Annotated in this window: 23 protein-coding genes and 1 pseudogene; 19 read left to right on the top strand and 5 right to left on the bottom strand. The window is 36.2% G+C overall.

Features of this window, described 5'->3' with window-relative positions:
• The first annotated feature begins 120 nt into the window (after nt 1-120).
• From HMPREF0381_RS15470 to HMPREF0381_RS11825, 8 genes are all read left to right on the top strand, one after another.
• Nucleotides 121-387 (top strand): hypothetical protein, encoded by a 267-nt coding sequence (locus HMPREF0381_RS15470; RefSeq protein WP_008752227.1) that lies wholly within the window; start codon nt 121-123, stop codon nt 385-387.
• On the top strand, nt 388-528 hold the full coding sequence (locus HMPREF0381_RS15465) for a hypothetical protein (protein ID WP_008752226.1): 141 nt from the start codon (nt 388-390) through the stop codon (nt 526-528). It begins immediately after the preceding gene.
• 189 nt (nt 529-717) lie between these two features.
• Complete coding sequence (locus HMPREF0381_RS11850) at nt 718-1,278, top strand: hypothetical protein (protein ID WP_207635189.1); 561 nt, start codon at nt 718-720, stop codon at nt 1,276-1,278.
• 12 nt (nt 1,279-1,290) lie between these two features.
• The gene (locus HMPREF0381_RS11845) at nt 1,291-2,679 is read left to right on the top strand and encodes a glycine--tRNA ligase (protein ID WP_008752224.1); all 1,389 of its coding nucleotides are present in this window, start codon (nt 1,291-1,293) and stop codon (nt 2,677-2,679) included.
• 96 nt (nt 2,680-2,775) lie between these two features.
• A complete protein-coding gene (leuS, locus tag HMPREF0381_RS11840; RefSeq protein ID WP_008752223.1) occupies nt 2,776-5,190 on the top strand; it encodes a leucine--tRNA ligase in 2,415 nt (804 codons plus the stop codon).
• A gap of 128 nt (nt 5,191-5,318) precedes the next feature.
• Entirely contained in the window at nt 5,319-5,918 is a 600-nt protein-coding gene (locus HMPREF0381_RS11835; RefSeq protein ID WP_008752222.1) for an MptD family putative ECF transporter S component, read from the top strand.
• A gap of 4 nt (nt 5,919-5,922) precedes the next feature.
• Complete coding sequence (locus HMPREF0381_RS11830; RefSeq protein WP_008752221.1) at nt 5,923-6,603, top strand: energy-coupling factor transporter transmembrane component T family protein; 681 nt, start codon at nt 5,923-5,925, stop codon at nt 6,601-6,603.
• The gene (locus tag HMPREF0381_RS11825) at nt 6,588-8,030 is read left to right on the top strand and encodes an ABC transporter ATP-binding protein (RefSeq protein WP_008752220.1); all 1,443 of its coding nucleotides are present in this window, start codon (nt 6,588-6,590) and stop codon (nt 8,028-8,030) included. The genes HMPREF0381_RS11830 and HMPREF0381_RS11825 overlap by 16 nt, the downstream gene beginning before the upstream one ends.
• Nucleotides 8,031-8,188: 158 nt before the next feature.
• Here the strand turns inward: HMPREF0381_RS11825 and HMPREF0381_RS11820 are convergent, their stop codons facing one another.
• From HMPREF0381_RS11820 to ychF, 5 genes are all read right to left on the bottom strand, one after another.
• Nucleotides 8,189-9,532, bottom strand: coding sequence for an RNA-binding domain-containing protein (locus tag HMPREF0381_RS11820; RefSeq protein WP_008752219.1), 1,344 nt, complete (start codon nt 9,530-9,532; stop codon nt 8,189-8,191).
• 157 nt (nt 9,533-9,689) lie between these two features.
• Nucleotides 9,690-10,094 carry a hypothetical protein gene (locus HMPREF0381_RS11815; RefSeq protein WP_008752218.1) on the bottom strand — a complete coding sequence of 135 codons (405 nt, stop codon included), beginning with the start codon at nt 10,092-10,094 and terminating at the stop codon, nt 9,690-9,692.
• 18 nt (nt 10,095-10,112) lie between these two features.
• Complete coding sequence (locus tag HMPREF0381_RS11810; protein ID WP_040461436.1) at nt 10,113-10,580, bottom strand: hypothetical protein; 468 nt, start codon at nt 10,578-10,580, stop codon at nt 10,113-10,115.
• 42 nt (nt 10,581-10,622) lie between these two features.
• Complete coding sequence (locus HMPREF0381_RS11805; protein WP_008752216.1) at nt 10,623-11,105, bottom strand: methyltransferase family protein; 483 nt, start codon at nt 11,103-11,105, stop codon at nt 10,623-10,625.
• A gap of 24 nt (nt 11,106-11,129) precedes the next feature.
• Nucleotides 11,130-12,227 (bottom strand): redox-regulated ATPase YchF, encoded by a 1,098-nt coding sequence (gene ychF / locus HMPREF0381_RS11800; RefSeq protein ID WP_008752215.1) that lies wholly within the window; start codon nt 12,225-12,227, stop codon nt 11,130-11,132.
• Nucleotides 12,228-12,375: 148 nt separating this feature from the next.
• On the opposite strand from ychF, the gene HMPREF0381_RS11795 reads away from it, so the two are divergent.
• The 11 genes and pseudogenes from HMPREF0381_RS11795 (at nt 12,376) to aroC (ending at nt 20,823) form a co-directional block, all read left to right on the top strand.
• Nucleotides 12,376-12,579 carry a hypothetical protein gene (locus HMPREF0381_RS11795; RefSeq protein WP_008752214.1) on the top strand — a complete coding sequence of 68 codons (204 nt, stop codon included), beginning with the start codon at nt 12,376-12,378 and terminating at the stop codon, nt 12,577-12,579.
• Between the two features lie 141 nt (nt 12,580-12,720).
• Entirely contained in the window at nt 12,721-12,927 is a 207-nt protein-coding gene (locus HMPREF0381_RS11790) for a type II toxin-antitoxin system RelB/DinJ family antitoxin (protein WP_008752213.1), read from the top strand.
• Between the two features lie 21 nt (nt 12,928-12,948).
• The gene (gene lepB, locus HMPREF0381_RS11785; RefSeq protein WP_008752212.1) at nt 12,949-13,491 is read left to right on the top strand and encodes a signal peptidase I; all 543 of its coding nucleotides are present in this window, start codon (nt 12,949-12,951) and stop codon (nt 13,489-13,491) included.
• Nucleotides 13,492-13,543: 52 nt separating this feature from the next.
• Nucleotides 13,544-13,642, top strand: a pseudogene (locus tag HMPREF0381_RS15930) (helix-turn-helix domain-containing protein); the annotation flags it as partial.
• Nucleotides 13,643-13,683: 41 nt separating this feature from the next.
• Complete coding sequence (locus HMPREF0381_RS15200) at nt 13,684-13,893, top strand: hypothetical protein (RefSeq protein ID WP_008752211.1); 210 nt, start codon at nt 13,684-13,686, stop codon at nt 13,891-13,893.
• A 152-nt stretch (nt 13,894-14,045) separates the two neighbouring features.
• Nucleotides 14,046-14,903 (top strand): prolipoprotein diacylglyceryl transferase, encoded by an 858-nt coding sequence (lgt, locus tag HMPREF0381_RS11775; RefSeq protein WP_008752210.1) that lies wholly within the window; start codon nt 14,046-14,048, stop codon nt 14,901-14,903.
• Nucleotides 14,890-15,618, top strand: coding sequence for a pseudouridine synthase (locus HMPREF0381_RS11770; protein WP_008752209.1), 729 nt, complete (start codon nt 14,890-14,892; stop codon nt 15,616-15,618). Before lgt ends, HMPREF0381_RS11770 begins: the two co-directional genes overlap by 14 nt.
• On the top strand, nt 15,611-17,560 hold the full coding sequence (gene ligA, locus HMPREF0381_RS11765; protein WP_008752208.1) for an NAD-dependent DNA ligase LigA: 1,950 nt from the start codon (nt 15,611-15,613) through the stop codon (nt 17,558-17,560). The genes HMPREF0381_RS11770 and ligA overlap by 8 nt, the downstream gene beginning before the upstream one ends.
• Before the next feature lie 39 nt (nt 17,561-17,599).
• Entirely contained in the window at nt 17,600-18,535 is a 936-nt protein-coding gene (gene metA / locus HMPREF0381_RS11760; protein ID WP_008752207.1) for a homoserine O-acetyltransferase MetA, read from the top strand.
• Nucleotides 18,536-18,658: 123 nt separating this feature from the next.
• On the top strand, nt 18,659-19,717 hold the full coding sequence (locus HMPREF0381_RS11755) for a lactonase family protein (RefSeq protein WP_008753775.1): 1,059 nt from the start codon (nt 18,659-18,661) through the stop codon (nt 19,715-19,717).
• Nucleotides 19,717-20,823 carry a chorismate synthase gene (gene aroC, locus HMPREF0381_RS11750; RefSeq protein ID WP_008752205.1) on the top strand — a complete coding sequence of 369 codons (1,107 nt, stop codon included), beginning with the start codon at nt 19,717-19,719 and terminating at the stop codon, nt 20,821-20,823. The genes HMPREF0381_RS11755 and aroC overlap by 1 nt, the downstream gene beginning before the upstream one ends.
• Nucleotides 20,824-20,921 lie beyond the last annotated feature (98 nt).

Raw genomic sequence — 20,921 nt, 5'->3', positions numbered from 1 at the left:
AAAACACGATAGAGATATCAATGCGGCAAAAAATATATTGGCAGAAGGATTAAAACAAGTAGTATAAGAAAAAGCAATAGGGCAGGGACTGCCCGAATTAACGCCTGTGGAGATAGTAGGTTGCGAGGTCAGCGAAGCAGGAAGCCCATAGGCTTTAGACTATGGGTAGTTCACGGGTGTAGGCAGATACATTTTACGGATATAGAAAACATCTACGAAAATAATACAAAGCTGTTTACTATGTTCCCTGAACTTAAGATACTATGTGATGAAATAAAGAAAAATGATATAAATAAAGTAAGGGCAATGCTTGCAGTGGATATAGTACTTACAGGTAATCCAAGTGAAGAGGAAATAATGTCAATTATACTGCCTGAGGGTAGATAAGTGTCTTTTGAAGGAGTTAAAATAAATGCTGAAAATTCAGTAGACGGAAAAGAGCATGATATTCATAGCTTTGATGAATGGAGAGAATACTGTAAACCCGCTAAGGATCCCGGTAAATATGCATCACTGGTAGTTAAGTAAGAATATTTATATCTGACAAAAATATAATAAATCCGCTCTCTTGCCTTGAAAATGGTAGTCATTTGTGGCATACTTATTTTTGGTGTCTTAATGTAAAAGTCTGGTACAGGTTTATATCTTTTGATGTGATTTTACTTGTTACATCGCTTCGATTTGGGGCATATGAAATTATATAGAAGAGGAGTACTCATGAAGAAGGGATATCTGATAGCTATAATGATGATATTATTTTTGTCCGGTTGTGGTGGTAAAAAAGCATATTCATATAATCCTGATGAAAGTTCTATATTTATAGCTAAAGACGGCACATTGAAGTCAGCTTTGGTGCAAAAAATAGATACTAAGGCTAAGAGCGAAGAACTTAAAGAATTTGCAAATGCGGAAATTGAAGATTTTAATAAGCTTAATTCTGTAAATCAGGTGAAACTGGAAGAGGCCGGAATAAAAAATGATATTGCAAAGGTGGTATTTTCATATACTTCATTTGAGTGTATGCAGGGATTTGCAAAATTCACACAGGATAACAGCTTTGATTTAAAATCCGTAGAGGTATATAAGCTTAGCGATATTGATATATCAAGGATGGATTCTATAGAAATACCTGACGGTATAAAGGGTGATTATATGGCTGTGATAGACGGCAAGGCTGATGTTTATACAGAGGGTGAAATCACATACGTATCCAATAACATAGAATTTAACGGTAATACTGCCAAAGTAGATGGCTTTAATTATATTATTTTTAAATAAAAGGAGAAATTCATGGAATATAGCATGGAAAAAATCATAGCACTTGCAAAATCAAGAGGTTTTGTATATCCGGGTTCCGAGATATACGGAGGTCTTGCAAATACATGGGACTATGGTAATTTAGGTGTTGAATTAAAGAATAATGTTAAAGCTGCCTGGTGGCAGAAGTTTATTAAGGAGTCACCGTACAATGTAGGTGTGGATTGTGCTATCTTAATGAATCCGCAGACATGGATTGCTTCAGGACATTTGGGAAGCTTTTCAGATCCGCTTATGGATTGTAAGGAATGTCATGAGAGATTCAGAGCGGATAAGATAATAGAAGATTATATGCAGGAAAACGGCATTACTATAGAAGGCAGTGTGGACGCATGGTCAAATGATGAGATGAAAAACTACATTGATGAGCATGATATAGCCTGCCCGACATGTGGAAAGCATAACTTTACAGATATACGTCAGTTTAATCTTATGTTTAAGACATTCCAGGGTGTAACTGAGGATGCTAAAAATGTGGTTTATTTAAGGCCTGAGACGGCACAGGGTATATTTGTAAACTTTAAGAATGTACAAAGAACTTCAAGAAAGAAAGTACCTTTCGGTATAGGTCAGGTAGGTAAATCATTTAGAAATGAGATTACTCCCGGTAACTTTACTTTCAGAACCAGAGAGTTTGAGCAGATGGAGCTTGAATTTTTCTGCAAGCCGGGTAGTGACCTTGAGTGGTTTGACTACTGGAGAAGTTTTTGCAGAGATTGGCTGAAAGCTCTTGGAATCAAAGAGGAGCAGATGAGACTTAGAGACCATGACAAAGAGGAACTAAGTTTCTATTCAAATGCTACAACAGATATAGAATTCTTATTCCCGTTCGGTTGGGGTGAGCTTTGGGGAATTGCAGACAGAACGGACTATGACCTTAATCGTCATCAGGAGGTTTCGGGTCAGGATCTTTCATATTTTGATGATGAAACAAGTGAAAGATATATACCGTATGTTATAGAGCCTTCACTTGGTGCGGACAGAGTTACACTTGCATTCCTATGTGCGGCATATGACGAGGAGATATTAGAGGGCGGAGAGACAAGAACGGTTCTTCATTTCCATCCTGCACTTGCACCTGTAAAAATCGGTATCTTGCCACTTTCAAAGAAGCTTAATGAGGGTGCATTAAAGATATCTGAAGAATTGTCAAAGTATTATAATGTAGAGTTTGATGACAGAGGAAATATCGGAAAGAGATATCGCAGACAGGATGAAATAGGTACACCGTTCTGCATTACCTATGATTTTGATTCTGAAAGTGACCATGCTGTAACTGTAAGAGACAGAGACAGCATGGAGCAGGTAAGAATACCTATAGCGGAACTTAAAAATTACTTTGAGGACAAATTCAGATTTTAAATTATAAAATTTAACTTATTTTGAGTAGAGCTTTAACTTCATATTTGTGGAGGGAAGCTCTAATCGACTTTAAACCGGTAGCGAAAGGAAGAGATTATGGCACAGTATAATCATAGTGCAATAGAGAAAAAATGGAAGAAAAAATGGGAGGAACATCCGATTAATGTAGATGACGGAAAGAAACCGAAGTACTATTGTTTGGACATGTTTCCATACCCTTCAGGTTCAGGGCTTCATGTAGGACATTGGAGAGGATATGTAATATCTGATGTATGGAGCAGATATCAGGTACTAAAGGGTCACTATGTAATACATCCTATGGGTTGGGATGCATTCGGTCTTCCGGCAGAGAATTATGCAATAAAGATGGGTGTTCATCCTGCAAAGTCAACAGCGGAAAATGTGGCAAATATAAAAAGGCAGATAAATGAGATTGCCGCAATATATGATTGGGACAGAGAGGTAAATACTACGGATCCGAAATTCTATAAATGGACACAGTGGATATTTGTGCAGATGTTTAAAAAAGGTCTTGCCTATGAGAAGGAGTTCCCGATTAACTGGTGTCCTTCATGTAAGACGGGTCTTGCAAATGAAGAGGTGGTAGACGGTAAATGTGAGAGATGTGGCACAGCTGTTACAAAGAAAAATCTTCGTCAATGGATGCTAAAGATAACTGCTTATGCGGACAGGCTTCTTAACGATCTTGATAAGCTTGACTGGCCTGAGAAAGTTAAAAAGATGCAGTCCGACTGGATAGGCAAGAGCTATGGTGCAGAGGTAAACTTTAAGGTGGACGGAAGAGATGATACTATAGTCGTTTATACCACAAGACCTGATACACTTTACGGTGCGACATTTATGGTACTCTCACCTGAACATGAACTTGCAAAGTCTCTTGCCACAGATGCTCAAAGAGAGGCTGTGGAGAAGTATATCTTTGAAAGTTCTATGAAATCAAATGTAGACAGAATGCAGTCAAAGGAGAAGACAGGTGTATTTACAGGTTCCTATGCAATCAATCCTTTAAACGGTGCAAAGACTCCTATTTGGCTTTCAGACTATGTTTTGGCTGACTACGGTACAGGTGCTATTATGTGTGTGCCTGCACATGATGACAGAGATTTTGAGTTTGCAAAGAAATTTGATCTTCCTATAGTTCAGGTTATTGCAAAAGACGGTAAAGAAATCGAAAATATGACTGAAGCCTACACCGATGCGGTAGGCACTATGATAAATTCAGGTGATTGGAACGGTATGGAAAGCGCCAAGTTAAAGCTTGAAGCACCGCAGATGATAGAAGAGAAGGGCTATGGCAAGAAAACTACCAATTATAAGCTTCGTGACTGGGTGTTCTCAAGACAGCGTTATTGGGGTGAACCTATTCCGATAATACATTGTCCATGTTGCGGAAATGTACCTGTACCGGAGGAAGAACTTCCGCTTGAGTTACCTAAGGTGGAGAGCTATCAGCCTACAGGAACAGGCGAGTCACCGCTTGCGGCTATTGACGAATGGGTGAACACCACCTGTCCTGTATGTGGCGGACCTGCAAAGCGTGAGACCAATACTATGCCGCAGTGGGCAGGCTCAAGTTGGTATTTTCTAAGATATGTTGATCCGCATAATGATAAGGAGCTTGTAAGTAAAAAGATGGCGGATAAATACCTCCCTGTAGATATGTATATCGGCGGTGTTGAGCATGCCGTACTTCATCTGCTTTACTCAAGATTCTACACCAAGTTCCTACATGATATCGGTGTGGTTGATTTTGACGAGCCATTTACCAAGCTTTTTAATCAGGGAATGATAAACGGCAGTGACGGACAGAAGATGAGTAAGAGCAAGGGAAATGTTGTATCCCCTGATGATTTGGTGCGTGACTACGGCTGTGATGCACTCAGGATGTATGAGCTTTTTGTAGGACCGCCTGAGCTTGATGCCGACTGGGATGACAGAGGTATCGAGGGTGTTGCCAGATTCTTAAATAAGTTCTATAAGCTTGTAATGGACAATAAGGATAAGAATGTAGAGGCAGACAGAGAACTTTTAAGAGTTCGTGCAAATCTTATCTCGGATATTGAGCAAAGATTTAATGCATTCAGCTTAAACACTGTTATAGCAGGCTTTATGGAGTACAATAATAAGCTTATCGAGCTTGGTAAAAAGACAGGTGTGGATAAAGAAACATTAAAGGTATTCACCATTTTGCTTGCTCCATTTGCTCCGCATATCGGAGAGGAGCTTTGGGAAGAACTTGGAGGACAAGGATCGGTATTCCATGCAGAGTGGCCTACATTTGATGAGAGCCACAAGGAAGTGGATACCATAGAGGTTCCTGTTCAGATAAACGGAAAGACAAAGCTTGTTATTGAGCTTGATGTCAATGTAAGCAAGGAAGATGCTATAGAGGCAGGCAAGAAAGCACTTGCCGAAGCCGGAAAGCTTGAAGGAACAATAAGAAAAGAAATCTATGTTCCAAAGAAGATTATAAATATAGTGGTCGGATAAAATTAAAAGAAGTCGCCGGAAAATGACGGCTTCTTTTTATATTGTAAAAATCATTTCTTGACAGCAAAGTTAGGCAGTGCTAACATTGAATTGTAAATCATATCTTTTAGAAAAAGGGGGAGAAATAAATGAAATTAAAAGATATTATTGTAGTAAGTCTGCTTGGAGTGGTAGGTTTTGTTGTAAGCTTGTTATCAGGAATGATAACACAGGTATTCGGAACCTATGGAGTTTTTATACATGTTTCAATAGGAAGTTTACTATGTGCTCCGGTTTATTTTGTTATGTGTCATAAAATTGCTAAAAGAGGTACAATATTCATTTATTATCTGTTATCAGGTATTATTTATGCTGTTATGGGATTTATTCCTATGCTTCCGATTATGCTTGTAGCCGGTATTTTGGGAGAGGTATGTATAGGGGGTAAAGATAATTATATAAATGACGGCAGAATCGGCATATCATATGTGGTTTCACAGGTAATTTATGCACTGCACGGTTTCTTTTTCATACTTTTTTTAGGTGTGGAAGGACTGGTAAAAACTTTCCCGAATCTATTTAATGTTGAAAAGGCTCAAATGGTTAAAGGGATTTTCTTTAATCCTAAAAATATGGCAATCATATTGCTTATAGAGCTTTTAGCTTCAATTTTAGGTACATTGCTTGGCAAATATATCTATAATAAGTTTTTTAATAAGAGTATTACCAGAGCGGGAATACTGTCTTAATATTATGAAGACGGAAATACAAATAAAACTGATATCTGTGGGTATCCTTATGATAATCTATACAAGCATTGTGTTTTTTTGTACAATGCCTGTTTATTGGCTAATGCTGATTTTCAGTTTCTTTTTGGCAGCTGTTGTAAAAAGAAGAAAATCAATTCAGCTGTTTGCCTTTTATATTATTTTATTCGGTTTAATAAATATAGTTCCAAGTGAATACTTTTTGTATGGATGGTTTGGGGCAATCTATACAATGGTACTGATTATCCTTAAGCTGTTTCCTTTATGGATACTTGCAGGCATAATGTCTGATTTTAGCACATCCACAATGATATACTCTTTAAGGAATATACACTTACCGAATTCTTTATGTATCGGAGTGGCTATCTTTTTTCGCTTTATTCCGGAATATCGAGAATATTTATCAGAAATAAGGGAGGGATTAAAAGCCAGGAATATTGAAATAACTCTTTTCAGACCGATTCACAGCTTGGAAGTCTATCTTGTTCCTATGATTTACAAAGCCTTTGAAACAGGTGAAACTTTATCATGTGCTTTAATTACAAAAGGAATTGAATATGATTGTAAAAAGACTTCTTATCAGGATCTCTCTTTCACATGGAGAGATTATGCAGTTATTCTAGTCGGACTTATATTACTTGGTATTACGATATGTCAAAAATTATAAATGTTGATATAAAAAAGTTTTCATATAGTAAGGAAACTATTCTAAAGGATATCACTTTTTCTGTAAATAAAGGTGAATTTATTGTTATTACAGGATTGTCAGGATGCGGTAAGACGAGTTTGTTAAGACTGTTAAACGGATTGATTCCGGCATTATACGATGGAAATATAATAGGACAAATAAGTATTTTGGATAAGAGTATTTCAGACTACAAAGCCGGAGAAATTGCAAAGTATGTAGGGAATGTATTTCAAAATCCGAATGATCAGTTTTTTTCAAAGGATGTTGAAAATGAAGTGGCTCTTATTGGCGAAAATATGGGAATGGAACGCAATCTGCTACGGAGACAGGTTCAAAATTCTCTACAGGAAATAGGGATTTCTGATTTAAAAACAAGAAAAGTAAGAGAACTTTCAGGAGGACAAAAGCAAAAAGTAGCCATAGCTTCTACATTGGTATTTGACAGCGAAATCATTTTATTGGATGAGCCTTCGGCAAATTTGGATTATACATCTACAAATGAGCTTGGAAGAATTTTAAAACATTTGAAGGGTTGCGGTAAAACTATAATTATAGTGGAGCATAGACTGTCATATTTATTTCAGTTAATTGACAGAATGATAGTTCTTAAAGAAGGAAAGATTGAGGGGATTTTCTCATCAAAAGATTTAACATCAGATTTGGAACAAAAAAATGAACTCAGGTCTTTTAACAATAATAATTTAAAATCCGTTATGGAATATCCTGATGATAATCAAATGATAAGGATTGAAGATGTATATATAAGTAATAAAGGCTATAGTCTAAAGGAGCCGGTTAACTTTACTCTAAACAGTGGGGAATGTATAGCTTTAATAGGTGATAACGGGATAGGAAAGACAACACTTGCAAAACAGCTTTCAGGTATTATCCCGTTAAAAAAAGGAAAGACTTCATACAGCCGTTCCATAAAGGAGAGGCTATATGATGTAGCAATCAGTCTGCAAAATTGCAGTAATATGTTTTTTTGTGAAACTGTAGAAAAAGAATTGATTCCTAAAGATAAAATAAAAGACGGAAAATATTTGGAGGAGGTTAAAAGATACCTGCTTGAAATGGATTTATGGAATAAAAGAATGCTAAATCCACATGATTTATCAGGCGGAGAAAAACAAAGGCTGGCAGTTATTATAGCATTGCTTAAAAATTCCAAACTCGTTATTTTGGATGAACCTACAGCAGGGCTTGATTACAGGAGAATGAAACTCGTTGCTGATGCTATTGGAGAAAAAATAAAGAATACCCCTGTTATCCTTATAACACATGATATTGAGCTGATGTTTAAAGTTTGTAATACGGCATATTTACTCTCAAAAAATGGGAACAAGAAGATGATAATTCGTGGAAATGAAGATAAGATATTGGATTTTTTAAAAAAAGGGAAGTGAGAGTGATACAAGGTTTACAGTGATATTTTTGTTAAAGGGGCTGTCGGGAAATGACAGCCATAAAAAAGGAGAAAAAAAGATGGCTAGCGACAACCACCTTATATTTCAATTTTGTTCTGTGGGAAGTAAAATTACTTATTTCCCGACGCCCCTTTGAATTATTTAATCACAATCCAGTTTCCATCACGCTTTGATCCAATTCTTTCAATTATATTTTTTTCCTGTAAGGATTTTAATGCCCTTTCTATGGTTCTTTTTGTTACACCCACTTTTTCCGCAAGTTCAACTGATGTTAGATTTGAGCTTCCTATTAAGAATTGTATGACCTTCTTTTCAGTTTTAGTCAAACCGACATTCAAACCGACATTCAAACCGACATTCAAACCGACATTTTTTATGACAATTTCATCAAGTACATGCTTGTCAAAATGAATAGTGCATCTTATGTAATTATCTTCAATCTCAAAAGCTTCTTCTCCATATGTGTTGACAATTGTTGGAATGCCATGTCCTGTATGTTCAGTAAGTCCCATATTTAAAAATATTCTCATCAATGTAGTATTTCTTGGTTTACTGATTCCATCAAAAAATTGCTTTTTGGTCATTCCACTAGGCAATCCACCATGAGATAATATTTCGATTCTATCTTCAAACATGGAAATTTGAGGTTCTGTTATAGTCCAATCATTGTGAACAAGGGCATTTAAAACAGCTTCATTAACACAATCATAATTAAATAAAAAGATATCTTTTCTAGGTCTAACTGTAGTATCGGATATTGATACATTCTCTGCCTGAAGTCTGTTTTTAATTTTATCATAGGTTGTTAAAAGACAGCTATATCCATAATCACTTCTTTGAGATATTGAAGCTTTATTTGTTCCCTTAAATTTTACAAATATAAAAGGTATATTATTATTATCGGATAATAATTCTGCCAGTAGATTATATTCTCCATGCTCGTTTTTTAAGTTCAAATTCGTTTCAAAAGATTGATCATCTAAATGGTAGCCTTTTTCAGAATAATATATTTTAAGCTCTTTAAAGGATAAAGCAGATGAATTCGCTCTTTTCTTAAGCATGTATTCAGTATCTATAAACCTTTTCTCATATCTTATTTTAATTTGTTCAGGAGTCATTTCCTTGCAAGTTGTACCTATTCTTATAGTACAGCCGGAAGAAGAAAATCCATATTTTTTATTACAATAAATATGATTTTGTCCCTTATTTATATTAATCACAATAATTGTTTTTCCATCATCAAACTTAAGTTCTGAGCTAATCTCATCTTGTGGATTCGGTTCTATTTGACTTGTTATAATATCGGATATCTTTCTTAGGACTTCATCGATTTTTTCCACACCTACTACAATACCATTATCTTTTACACCAATAATAATGGTTCCACCAGAACTATTAAGGAACGATACTATTTCTTTTGTAATTGTATCTGAGTATTTCTCTTTTAATTCCAATGTCTCTGATTCAATATACTTGCTCATTGTATTCCTCCTTCAATTATAACTATCATAACATATTTGCGACATTTATATAATATAAACCGACATTATATTGTCGCATTCTTAAAATAATAATGTAAAAAAGTATAAAAAATCTTGGAATCGGCGTTTGCCGGCTCCAAGATTTTTTATTAAATAATTACCAATTAAACATTTCAATTGACTTTATAATATCAGCAGATGTAGAAAGGTTTTCTTTAATCTCATTTATCAGTGATAAAAAGTCATTGTGGAAAGTACAGCTTGCATCATTATAGCAACGATGAATCATCCATATATTATGAAATGTAGGATTTTTCTTTACCGATTCAATAAGTGCCTCTTCATAGCCCTTTTTATAAAACTTTTCTACAAAGTGGACCAATTCTCCGGGAGACCCGAAGTCGACACTCGGGTTTTGTGATATTATCTCCAAGATAGGTTTTACAAATTGGAACGGGTCGGGATACTCAAGCATTGCATCTATTATTTCATTATCAATATAATACTCTTCATCAGGTATCACCGCTTCTTTTAGTGCGGTGATTATATCTTCTTTATTCATAATTCTTACATTTACAAATTATTGTAATCCCTTTTTAAAGAAATTTTTAAACTCGGCCACTTCTGCAGATGATTGAGTGATTGAAACTGAATGTCTTGCACCGGCAGTTATACCCGGTTCATATGTCATAGGAACAAATTGCAGAGAAACTTCAGAATTTCCTACAAAACAAAAACCTAGAGATGTCTTTGTAAAACTCTCGTTTGCCTTATTAAAGACCATTGCATCCCCATACTCTGTAAGTTCGGCATTTACAGGAATAACTACAACTTCGCCTTCCTTGTATCCTACGATAAAGTTACTGTGTCTTGTAACCTGAACAATAACAGCATTGGTATAGTTTTCGGCGTGGCAATAAATAAGCTTGTAATCATCGCCGTTTGCAACACTGCTGTTAAATATTTCTCTCATTTTGGCTTTGTTCTTACGATTTTCCTCGTCAGTTGCTCCCATAAAAGCTTTTTTAAACAAATCCATTAACGCCATAATAATCTCCATTCCGCCATCACAGGTGATGGCATAAATATTTTAATGTCTAAACCGGGGTATCACCCTGTTTACATGCTTACAATACTCGATATAGTCGGCTCCGAATTTATCAAGCAACCACTTTTCTTCAGTACGCTTCATCAGTACAGTTAAGAATACATAAAATGTTACCGGGAATATAAGCAAGTATACATTATGTGCAGCTACCAGAATACCTGTATACACACATAAAAATGCAAGATATATAGGGTTTCTGACAATGGAATATATACCGGTTGTTACCAGATTCCCGGTGCTTATCTCTCTACTGATTCTTTGAATGATTACAGTATATATCCACAATGCTACTCCGACAAAAATGAGCAGAAAGCCTATAATCATCGCTACAGACTTTAAGCCCGGAAGGTCTCCGCCATTTAGAAATCCCTTCTTTTTTAAGAAAAGCCCAAGGACGGTTAGAAGTAAACAACTGACGACATAAATAGGACCGACACCAAAAACAGGTAATGTATTCTTTTTCATATAAGCCCCCTTTATATAAACTGTTTATACATTAAATCTAAAGAGTATTACGTCTCCGTCCTGTACTACATATTCTTTACCTTCTATACGAACAAGTCCCTTTTCTTTGGCGGCAGCTGTAGAGCCGCAGTCAAGCAGATCCTGATAGTTGATAACCTCGGCTTTGATAAAACCACGCTCAAAGTCTGAATGAATCTTTCCTGCCGCTTCCGGAGCCTTGGTTCCTTTCTTTATAGTCCAGGCTCTGCACTCATCCTCACCGGCTGTAAGATAGCTTAAAAGTCCGAGAAGGTCATAGCTGGCTGCTATAAGTTTGTCAAGACCTGATACTGATATACCGAGTGCATCAAGATATTCAGCTTTTTCATCATCGTCAAGCTGTGAAATTTCTTCTTCAATGGCTGCACATACAACAAATACCTTTGCATTTGACTTTGCTGCATATTCTTTTACCTTAGCTACATACTCATTTGAAGCACCGTCATCAGCAAGGTCTTTTTCCGCCACATTTGCGGCAAAGATAACCGGCATATATGTGATAAGTCCAAGTGATTTTACAAATGCGACATCCTCTTCATCAGAAGATGTGTAGCTGCTTGCCATATTTCCATTTTCAAGTATTTCTTTAAGTTCCATAAGTATATCAAGTTCATGCTTTAAAGATTTATCATTCATTGCAGCTTTTTTAGTCTTTGCAATTCTTCTTTCCAAAATCTCAATATCGGAGAAGATAAGCTCCAAGTTTATCGTTTCGATATCCCTTATCGGATCGACACTTCCCTCTACATGAATAATATTTGAATCATCAAAGCATCTTACTACATGGATGATGGCATCACATTCACGGATATTTGATAAAAACTGATTTCCCAGTCCCTCACCCTTGCTGGCACCTTTTACAAGACCTGCAATATCTACGAAGTCTATAAGTGCAGGTGTGACCTTCTTTGTATTATATAATTTGCCAAGTTCCTTTAATCTGTCATCCGGAACGGCAACAACACCTACATTCGGATCAATAGTAGCAAAAGGATAGTTTGCGGCAGTAGCACCTGCCTTTGTCAATGAGTTAAATAATGTACTCTTGCCCACATTCGGCAAGCCGACGATTCCTAGTTTCATATAAACCTTCTTTAAAATATTTTAGTATTGAATAAATATATTCACAATAAAACCTGAATAAATATCACGGTTAACGTGTTATATTTTAACATATAGGTATATAATTTAAAAGAGTAAAGCAGTGAGCTTTTGCAGAAAGGATGATCGGATGAAATTGCCATATGGAGCAAATGAAGATAATTTTAAAAAATGTAAAAAAATAGTTTCAAAATTTACAAATGATGACAAGAATTTAGATGAAGCTACATTAGAAATAATGAACATAGCATATTCTAGCGGAGGAGATTATTCGGATGAAATACTACTTGAGTATGTAAAAGCTTATTTTAAAAAAGCTTATTTTAATTGGTGACTTTTTTAAGACTGTAAAAATATTTTATGTTAAAATAGTATTGCTATATTGTAGTATAATGTATCATATTAAAGGATATATGATTTACAATGTATTGACATATATAAAGATTTACAATACTATACTATATATAAAGAGGTAATGAATATGGCTACAACAAATATTAATATAAGAGTAGATTCAGAATTGAAGCAATCGGCTGAAGAGTTGTTTAATGATTTAGGTTTAAATATGTCATCAGCTATTACGATATTTTTAAAAAGTGCTGTCAGTTATGACGGCATACCGTTTGAACTAAAGAGAAATGCTCCAAATACAAAAACCAAAATTGACCTTAGCGAATATTAGAAACTTAGATTGGGGGAGAACATGATAAATAAAAAGTTAAAATTTACTGTCATAAAAGAAATTTTCAGTTGGGCATCTGTACTGGTTGCGGCTGCTGTAATAGCAATTGTTTTAAATCTTTTTATTATAGCAAATTCAAGAGTGCCGACTCCTTCTATGGAAAATACTATAATGACAGGTGACAGAATTATCGGTTCCAGACTCACTTATCTTTTTAATGAGCCAAAGCGTGGAGATATTATAATCTTTAAGTTTCCTGATAATGAGAAGAAGTACTATGTAAAAAGAATTATCGGTGAGCCCGGAGATATTGTGGATATTAAGAACGGAGAAGTGTATTTGAACAATTCCGAAACTCCTCTTCACGAAAACTATATAAAAGAGCCTATGATTCCGGAAGCAGATATGCATTTTGAAGTGCCTGATGGAGCTTATTTTTGTTTAGGTGATAACAGGAACTCCTCCGAAGACTCCAGAAGATGGGTTCATTCATATGTATACAAAGAAAAAATAATTGCAAAAGTAATCTTCAGATATTTCCCGGGATTTAAGATTTTAAAATAATTACCCTAAAGTTTTTAGATATACTGAACCGGTAAAAGTGCCGCATATATAAAAGGAACCTTCAAAAAGTACAGGAATAAATCAAGCTGATATAAGTAAATTGGAAAACGGTACAAGAAATCAGACAGTAAATCTTTTAAAAAGATTGTAAGTAAAACAGAAAGAGTGCGTAGAAAGGTTAGGTATCACTATATGAAGATGATTAAGAATGAGTTATTGTATACACTTACTATTTTGATTGTACAAATGTTGTTTTTCATATATTTTATAAAACAGGGATGTACTTTAAAAGAACTTGTATGCAGTTACACATTCCTTATATTTTGGGGGACATATCTGATTTGCAGGATTCTTATTTTTATTGTAATAAGAAAATTTAATAAAAATAAGAAAGAATCATAGGTATATAAATGTTAAAATCATATCTTAAACTAAGCATCATTCACCCTATGTAAAATACATAGGGTATTTTTAATGCAAATTCATACTAATTTTCGCTGTCATATCCTCTCTAATATGCTATACTATGAAAATAAAAATATTTGGAGGTATATATGGACGTTTCGTTTCCACATTTGGGGATTTATATAAAACATTTGGTAAATCATATTGATATTTTCGGATTCAGGATTGCCTTTTACGGGATAATAATAGCACTTGGAATGCTGGCAGGAATCAATTTGGCATGTGCAGATGCCAAAAGAAGGGGGCAGAATCCGGAAGTTTATCTTGATTTTGCAATGTATGCCATAATATTTTCAATAATAGGTGCCAGAACCTATTATGTAATATTTGAGTGGGATATGTATAAAAATGATCTTTTGCAGATATTCAATCTAAGAGGCGGCGGACTGGCAATATATGGAGGTGTAATAGCGGCGGTAATTACACTTATAGTTTTTACCAAGATAAAAAAACAGTCATTTTTTTCTATGGCGGACAGCGGAGTTTTAGGGCTTATTTTAGGTCAGATTATAGGAAGATGGGGTAACTTTTTCAATGCGGAGGCATTCGGCGGTTATACTGACTCACTCTTTGCACTAAGATACAGACTTGATATAGTCGGTACAGGGATGTTAAATAATGATGTACTAAACCATGTTATGGAGACGGACGGAGTAAAATATATTCAGGTTCACCCGACATTCCTTTATGAGAGTTGCTGGAATCTGGCATTACTTATATTCATGCTTTGGTATAGAAAGAGAAAGAAATTTGACGGTGAGGTCTTTTTTATCTATCTTGGCGGATACGGCCTTGGAAGAATGATAATAGAGGGACTTCGTACAGACAGCCTTTTGTTACCGCATACAAATATAGCGGTATCACAGTTACTTGCAGGGATATGTTTTGTAGTTTCAATCATATGTGTAATAATCGGAAGGAAGAGAGTAAAGAATGCGACTGAATAAGTTTTTGGCAAGCATCGGAGTTTGTTCAAGAAGAGAGGCTGACAGAGCTATAGAAGCAAACAGAGTTATGATAAACGGAGAGACGGCAGAGCTTGGAGCCATAGTCGGTGAAGAAGATTTGGTAAGCCTTGACGGAAGATATATTGCAACAGGCAAGGATGTAGAAAAGGTAAAGCCTATAATTATTGCCTTTAATAAGCCTGAGGGCGTAGTATGTACCACCTCCGATAATGACGGTGCCACAAATGTAGTGGACTATATAGGAATGAAGGAGAGGATATACCCTGTAGGCAGACTGGATAAGGATTCAAGCGGATTATTACTTCTTACAAATCAGGGTAGTCTTACAAATTCTCTTCTTAGGGCTGCAAACTATCATGAAAAAGAATATATAGTAAAAGTAAATAAGGATATAGATGATGAATTTATAAATAAAATATCAAACGGTATATACCTTTATGAACTTAAGACAAAGACAAGAAAATGTAAGGTAAGAAAATTAAATAAAAATACTTTCAGTATAGTATTGACTCAAGGACTTAACAGGCAAATAAGACGAATGTGTGCAGCCTGTGGCAGAAAGGTACAAAAGCTCAACAGGGTAAGAATAGTGAATATAAAACTTGACGGTTTGGCAGTAGGGGATTATCGTAATTTAAGCGATGAAGAGATAAAAAAGCTGTATAAAGAATTGGGGATAAAAGACAATGGATAAAAGAAAAAGAATCAAAGAACTGGTGGAAATTTTGAATAAAGCTGCAAAAAGCTACTATGTGGATGCAGTGGAGATAATGCCGAATATAGAATATGACAAGCTGTATGATGAACTTGTAAGCCTTGAAAAAGAGACAAATGTTGTACTTTCTAATTCACCTACACAAAATGTAGGCTATGAGACGGCAAGTGAATTGCCGAAGAAGGCACATGAAAGTCCTATGCTCTCACTTGATAAGACTAAGAGTGTAGCTGAACTTGAGGATTGGCTTGGGGATAATAAAGCATTGCTGTCATGGAAGATGGACGGTCTTACTATTGTACTTACATATAGAGGCGGTGAGCTTGTGGAAGCCGTTACAAGAGGAAACGGTATTATCGGTGAGGTGATTACCAATAATGCAAAAAACTTTCAAAATGTTCCGCTAAGGATTGAGTACAAGGGAGAGCTGATATTAAGAGGTGAGGCTGTTATAAAATATTCCGATTTTAAAAGAATAAATGATAGTATTACCGATGCCGATGCCAGGTATAAAAACCCGAGAAATCTTTGTTCAGGTTCTGTAAGACAGTTAAATCCTGCCGTTACAAGGGAGAGAAAGGTATATTTCAATGTTTTTAATGTGGTAAGAGCGGATAATATAGACTTTGAAAACTCCAAGGCAAAGCAGTTTGAGTGGGCAAAAAATGAGGGCTTTGATGTAGTGGAATATAAATTTACACAAAGAGCTTCTCTTGCAGATGATATAGCAAAGTTTGAGTCTAAGATAGCAGAAAATGATATTCCGTCTGACGGACTTGTGCTTTTGCTGGATGATATTGCACTTGGTGAAAGGCTTGGAAGTACTTCAAAGTTTCCACGAAATGCGATGGCATTTAAATGGAGTGATGAAAGACAGACTACAAAGTTAAAATATATTGAGTGGAGTCCTTCAAGAACCGGACTTATAAACCCTGTGGCTGTATTTGAGCCTGTAGAGCTTGAAGGAACTACAGTGTCAAGGGCAAGTCTTCACAATGTAAGCATCTTTGAAGAGCTTATGCTTGGAGTCGGTGATGAGATATCCGTTTATAAGGCAAATATGATAATTCCGCAGGTATATGAGAATCTTACAAAATCAAATACTGAAAAGATTCCGAAAATATGTCCCGCTTGCGGAAGGGATACCACTATAAAAAAAGACAATGAGTCAAAAGTGCTTTTGTGTACCAATCCCGACTGTCAGATAAAGCATATCAAGCAATACGCTCTGATGGCATCCAGAGACGCACTTAATATAGACGGGCTTTCAGAGTCCACACTTGAAAAATTTCTTTCAAAGGGCTTTATAAAAAGTGACAGCGATTTATTCCGGCTTGATAAGTTTAAGGATGAGATCATAAATATGGAAGGCTTCGGGAAAAGAAGCTATGAAAAGCTGATAGCCGCACTTGATGAGGCTAAAAATACCACAGTATCAAGATTTCTTTATTCTCTTGGTATAGCCGGAATCGGAAGTGCCAATGCAAAGATGATTGCAAAATATTTTGACAATGATATTGACAGAATAATATCTGCAAGTAAGGATGATTTGCGCGATATAGAGGGAATCGGAGAGGTGCTTGCAGGTTCAATAGAGGATTTTTTTAAGTCTGAAAAAAATATTGAAAATGTAGAAAGTCTTAGAAAGATTTTAAAATTTGAAACGGAAGAAAGCGGAGGCGGTGATAAATTTGCCGGAAAAGTATTTGTAATCACCGGTTCACTGACACATTTTTCAAATAGAAATGAAATGAAGGAGCTTATAGAAAAAAATGGCGGTAAAGTATCGGGAAGTGTGTCAAGTAAGACAAATTTCCTTATAAATAATGATACCGGCTCCAATTCTTCTAAGAATAAAAAAGCCAAGGAGCTTGGAGTAGAGATAATCTCGGAAGAAGATTTTCTAAAGCTTTTGGAATAATTATTTTTGTAGACAATTGTCTACCGGGAAAGAGGTATTATGCCGATAAAAATACAGAAAGAATTACCTGCAAAGGCGATTCTTGAATCTGAAAATATATTTGTGATGGATGAGGACAGGGCTATATCACAGGATATTCGCCCGCTACAGATTTTGATACTTAATCTGATGCCTATAAAGGAGGATACGGAGACTCAGATACTTAGAGCATTGTCAAATACTCCCTTACAGGTGGACTGTTCATTCCTTATGATGAAGAGTCATCAGTCAAAGAATACAAGTCAAAGTCATTTGAATAAATTCTATACATTCTTTGATGATATAAAGACACAGAAGTATGACGGTATGATTATTACAGGTGCACCTGTGGAATGTATGGACTATGACAAGGTGAATTACTGGGATGAGCTTTGTGAGATAATGGAGTGGTCAAAGACTCATGTCACATCTACACTGCATATCTGTTGGGCGGCACAGGCAGGACTTTATTATCATTTCGGTATTCAAAAGTATGACAGAGCTGAAAAACTTACAGGTGTGTTCACACATGAGATTTTAAAGAAAAAGGTACCGCTTGTCAGAAGCATGGATGATTTTGTAAATTGCCCACATTCAAGAAATACCGAGGTAAGACTTGAAGATGTATTAAAGCATCCTGAGCTTGAAGTTTTGGCAAAGTCTGATGAGGCGGGTGTACTTTTGGTGTTGAATGAATACGGCAGCGGCTCACAGGTCTTTATTCAAGGTCATCCTGAGTATGACAGAATGACTCTTGGAAATGAATATCACAGAGATGTGGCAAAGGGGCTTAATCCTGCGTTGCCGAAGAATTATTTTACAGACAATAATCCTTTTTCAAGGCCGATACTTTGTTGGAGAAACTTTTCAAATACATTGTATGCCAATTGGCTTAACTTCTATGTGTACCAGAATACCCCATATGAGCTTAGTAATAATTTTGATTGGGTAATATAGTATATATTTTATAAATAAGTTCAAAGTGGTCTGATTTTATGATAAAATATGATTAAGCTTTCAGGTGGATTGCAGAGTAATGCCACCTGATAACAGATATGTTTAGTTTAAAGGAGCATGGCTATGAGCGGAAAATATGTTGCTTATGTAGGTTCTTATTCATATACCGGGAAAGCAAAGGGAATCACCATATATGATGTGGATACAGATAGGGGTTGTTTTGTAAAAAAAGATGAGGTGGATGTTGACAATTCCTCTTATGTCATCAAGTCAAGAAATCAAAAGACATTGTACTCAATAGCGGATGAGGGCATAGTTTCATTTAAGATATTGCCGGACGGCGGACTTGAAAGGCTTAACAGTGTGAAGATAAACGGAATGAGAGGTTGTCATCTTTCTACAGATGTTAATGACAGATATATCTTTGTATCAGGCTATCATGACGGAAAGATTACCGTGCTTAGACTACATGAAGACGGCAGTGTGGGAGAGATAGTGGATGAAGTCTATCATAAGGGACTTGGTTCTATTGCAGAGAGAAACTTCAGACCCCATGTAAGCTGTACCAGAACAACACCGGACGGTCATTTTGTGATGGCGGCAGACCTCGGTATCGATCAGGTGAAGATATATCATTTTGACAGCAAGGATGAGACGTTAAATCTTGTGGATATGATTTCATGCAATATCAATTCCGCACCGAGATTTTTTGAGTTTTCACAGGATGGAAAGTATCTTTATTTGATGTATGAAATGAAAAATGTGATAGATGTGTTCTCATATGAGGCAAAGCCGGGATGTAGAGTGCCTAATATTGAAAAAATTCAAACAGTACCTACAACAGGCAGCAGTAAACTGTCTGAACTTACCGCCGCTACCGCACTTTCATTTACAGCTGACGACAGGTTCATCTTTGTATCAAATGCAGGAGATGATTCGGTGTGCTTATATCAAAGAGATGCCGATACAGGTCTTTTGAAGGAGAAGATGTGTCTGCCGATAAGCGGTGAATATCCTAAGGATATAGCAGTTTTTGCAGATAATAAGCATATAGCATCTATAAATCATGAGAGTGGAACCATCACATTCTTTAAGATAGATTATAAGACAGGACTGATTGTAATGTGTGCCAATTCGGTAAAAGTCAATCAACCGAATTGCTGTGTAATAGTGGAGGTGTAATGGCAGGTTCCGGTTTTGGGAAAAGTTTTAGAGTGACGACATTCGGAGAGTCACATGGAGCGGCCTTGGGAGCGGTAGTGGACGGTGTACCGGCAGGTATAAGCTTATCTGAAGAGGATATTCAAAAGTTCTTAGACAGAAGAAGACCCGGTACAAGCAGTGTGACTACTTCAAGGAATGAAAGCGACAAATGTCGTATATATTCAGGAGTATTTGGCGGTTTGACCACAGGTACACCTGTTATGGTAATGGTTGAAAATACTTCACAGAGGTCACAAGACTATGACGAGCTGGCGATTATATATAGACCCGGACATGCGGATTTCGGATATGATTCCAAGTACGGCTTTAGGGATTATCGTGGCGGTGGAAGAAGTTCAGGCAGAGAGACAATCGGAAGAGTAATAGCCGGTGCAATAGCGTCAAAGGCACTTGATATGCTTGGTATAAAGGTGGAAGCTTTTACACAGAGCATCGGAAATGTATATGCAAGAGAACTGAATCTTGAAGAATGTAGTCAAAATGATATATATATGCCTGACAATGAAGCTGCACTAAAAGCGGTAGAACTTATAAAGAAGGCTAAGTCCGATAAGGATTCACTGGGCGGTATCATCGGATGTATAGCTACAGGTGTGATGCCGGGGCTTGGAGAGCCGGTGTTTGATAAACTTGATGCAAGGCTTTCGGCCGCTATTATGAGTATCGGAGCTATAAAGGGTGTAGAGTTCGGTGCAGGATTTCATGTAAGCACTATGACAGGTTCACAAAATAATGATCCTTTTTATATTGATGAGGATGATGAAGGAATACATATCAGAAAAAAGACAAATATGTCAGGCGGTATCTTAGGCGGTATAAGTGACGGTTCACCAATCATTATAAATGCGGCAATAAAGCCTACTCCGTCTATAGCTATGGAACAGGACACTGTAAATGCCGTCAATGAGGAAGTGAAGCTTGAGATAAAGGGCAGACATGACCCTGTGGTAGTTCCAAGAGCTGTAGTTGTGGTAGAAAGTATGGTTGCAATCACAATTTTTGATATGGTTCTTGAAAATATGAAATGCAGAATGGATAATGTACTGAAGGTATATAAAAAATAATTAAAAAAATAATATTCGGAGGCTTTTAATCACAATCTTTGTATGACAGGATTTTAGTGCAAGGGTTTTGTTTAAAAGCTTCAAATATTTTGAGGAGG

The organism is Lachnoanaerobaculum saburreum DSM 3986 (genome assembly GCF_000185385.1).
In the GTDB taxonomy this organism is placed as follows: Bacteria; Bacillota; Clostridia; order Lachnospirales; family Lachnospiraceae; genus Lachnoanaerobaculum; species Lachnoanaerobaculum saburreum.
The sequence above is the reverse complement of the archived record's forward strand: the minus strand, read 5'-3'. Positions and strand labels throughout refer to the sequence as shown.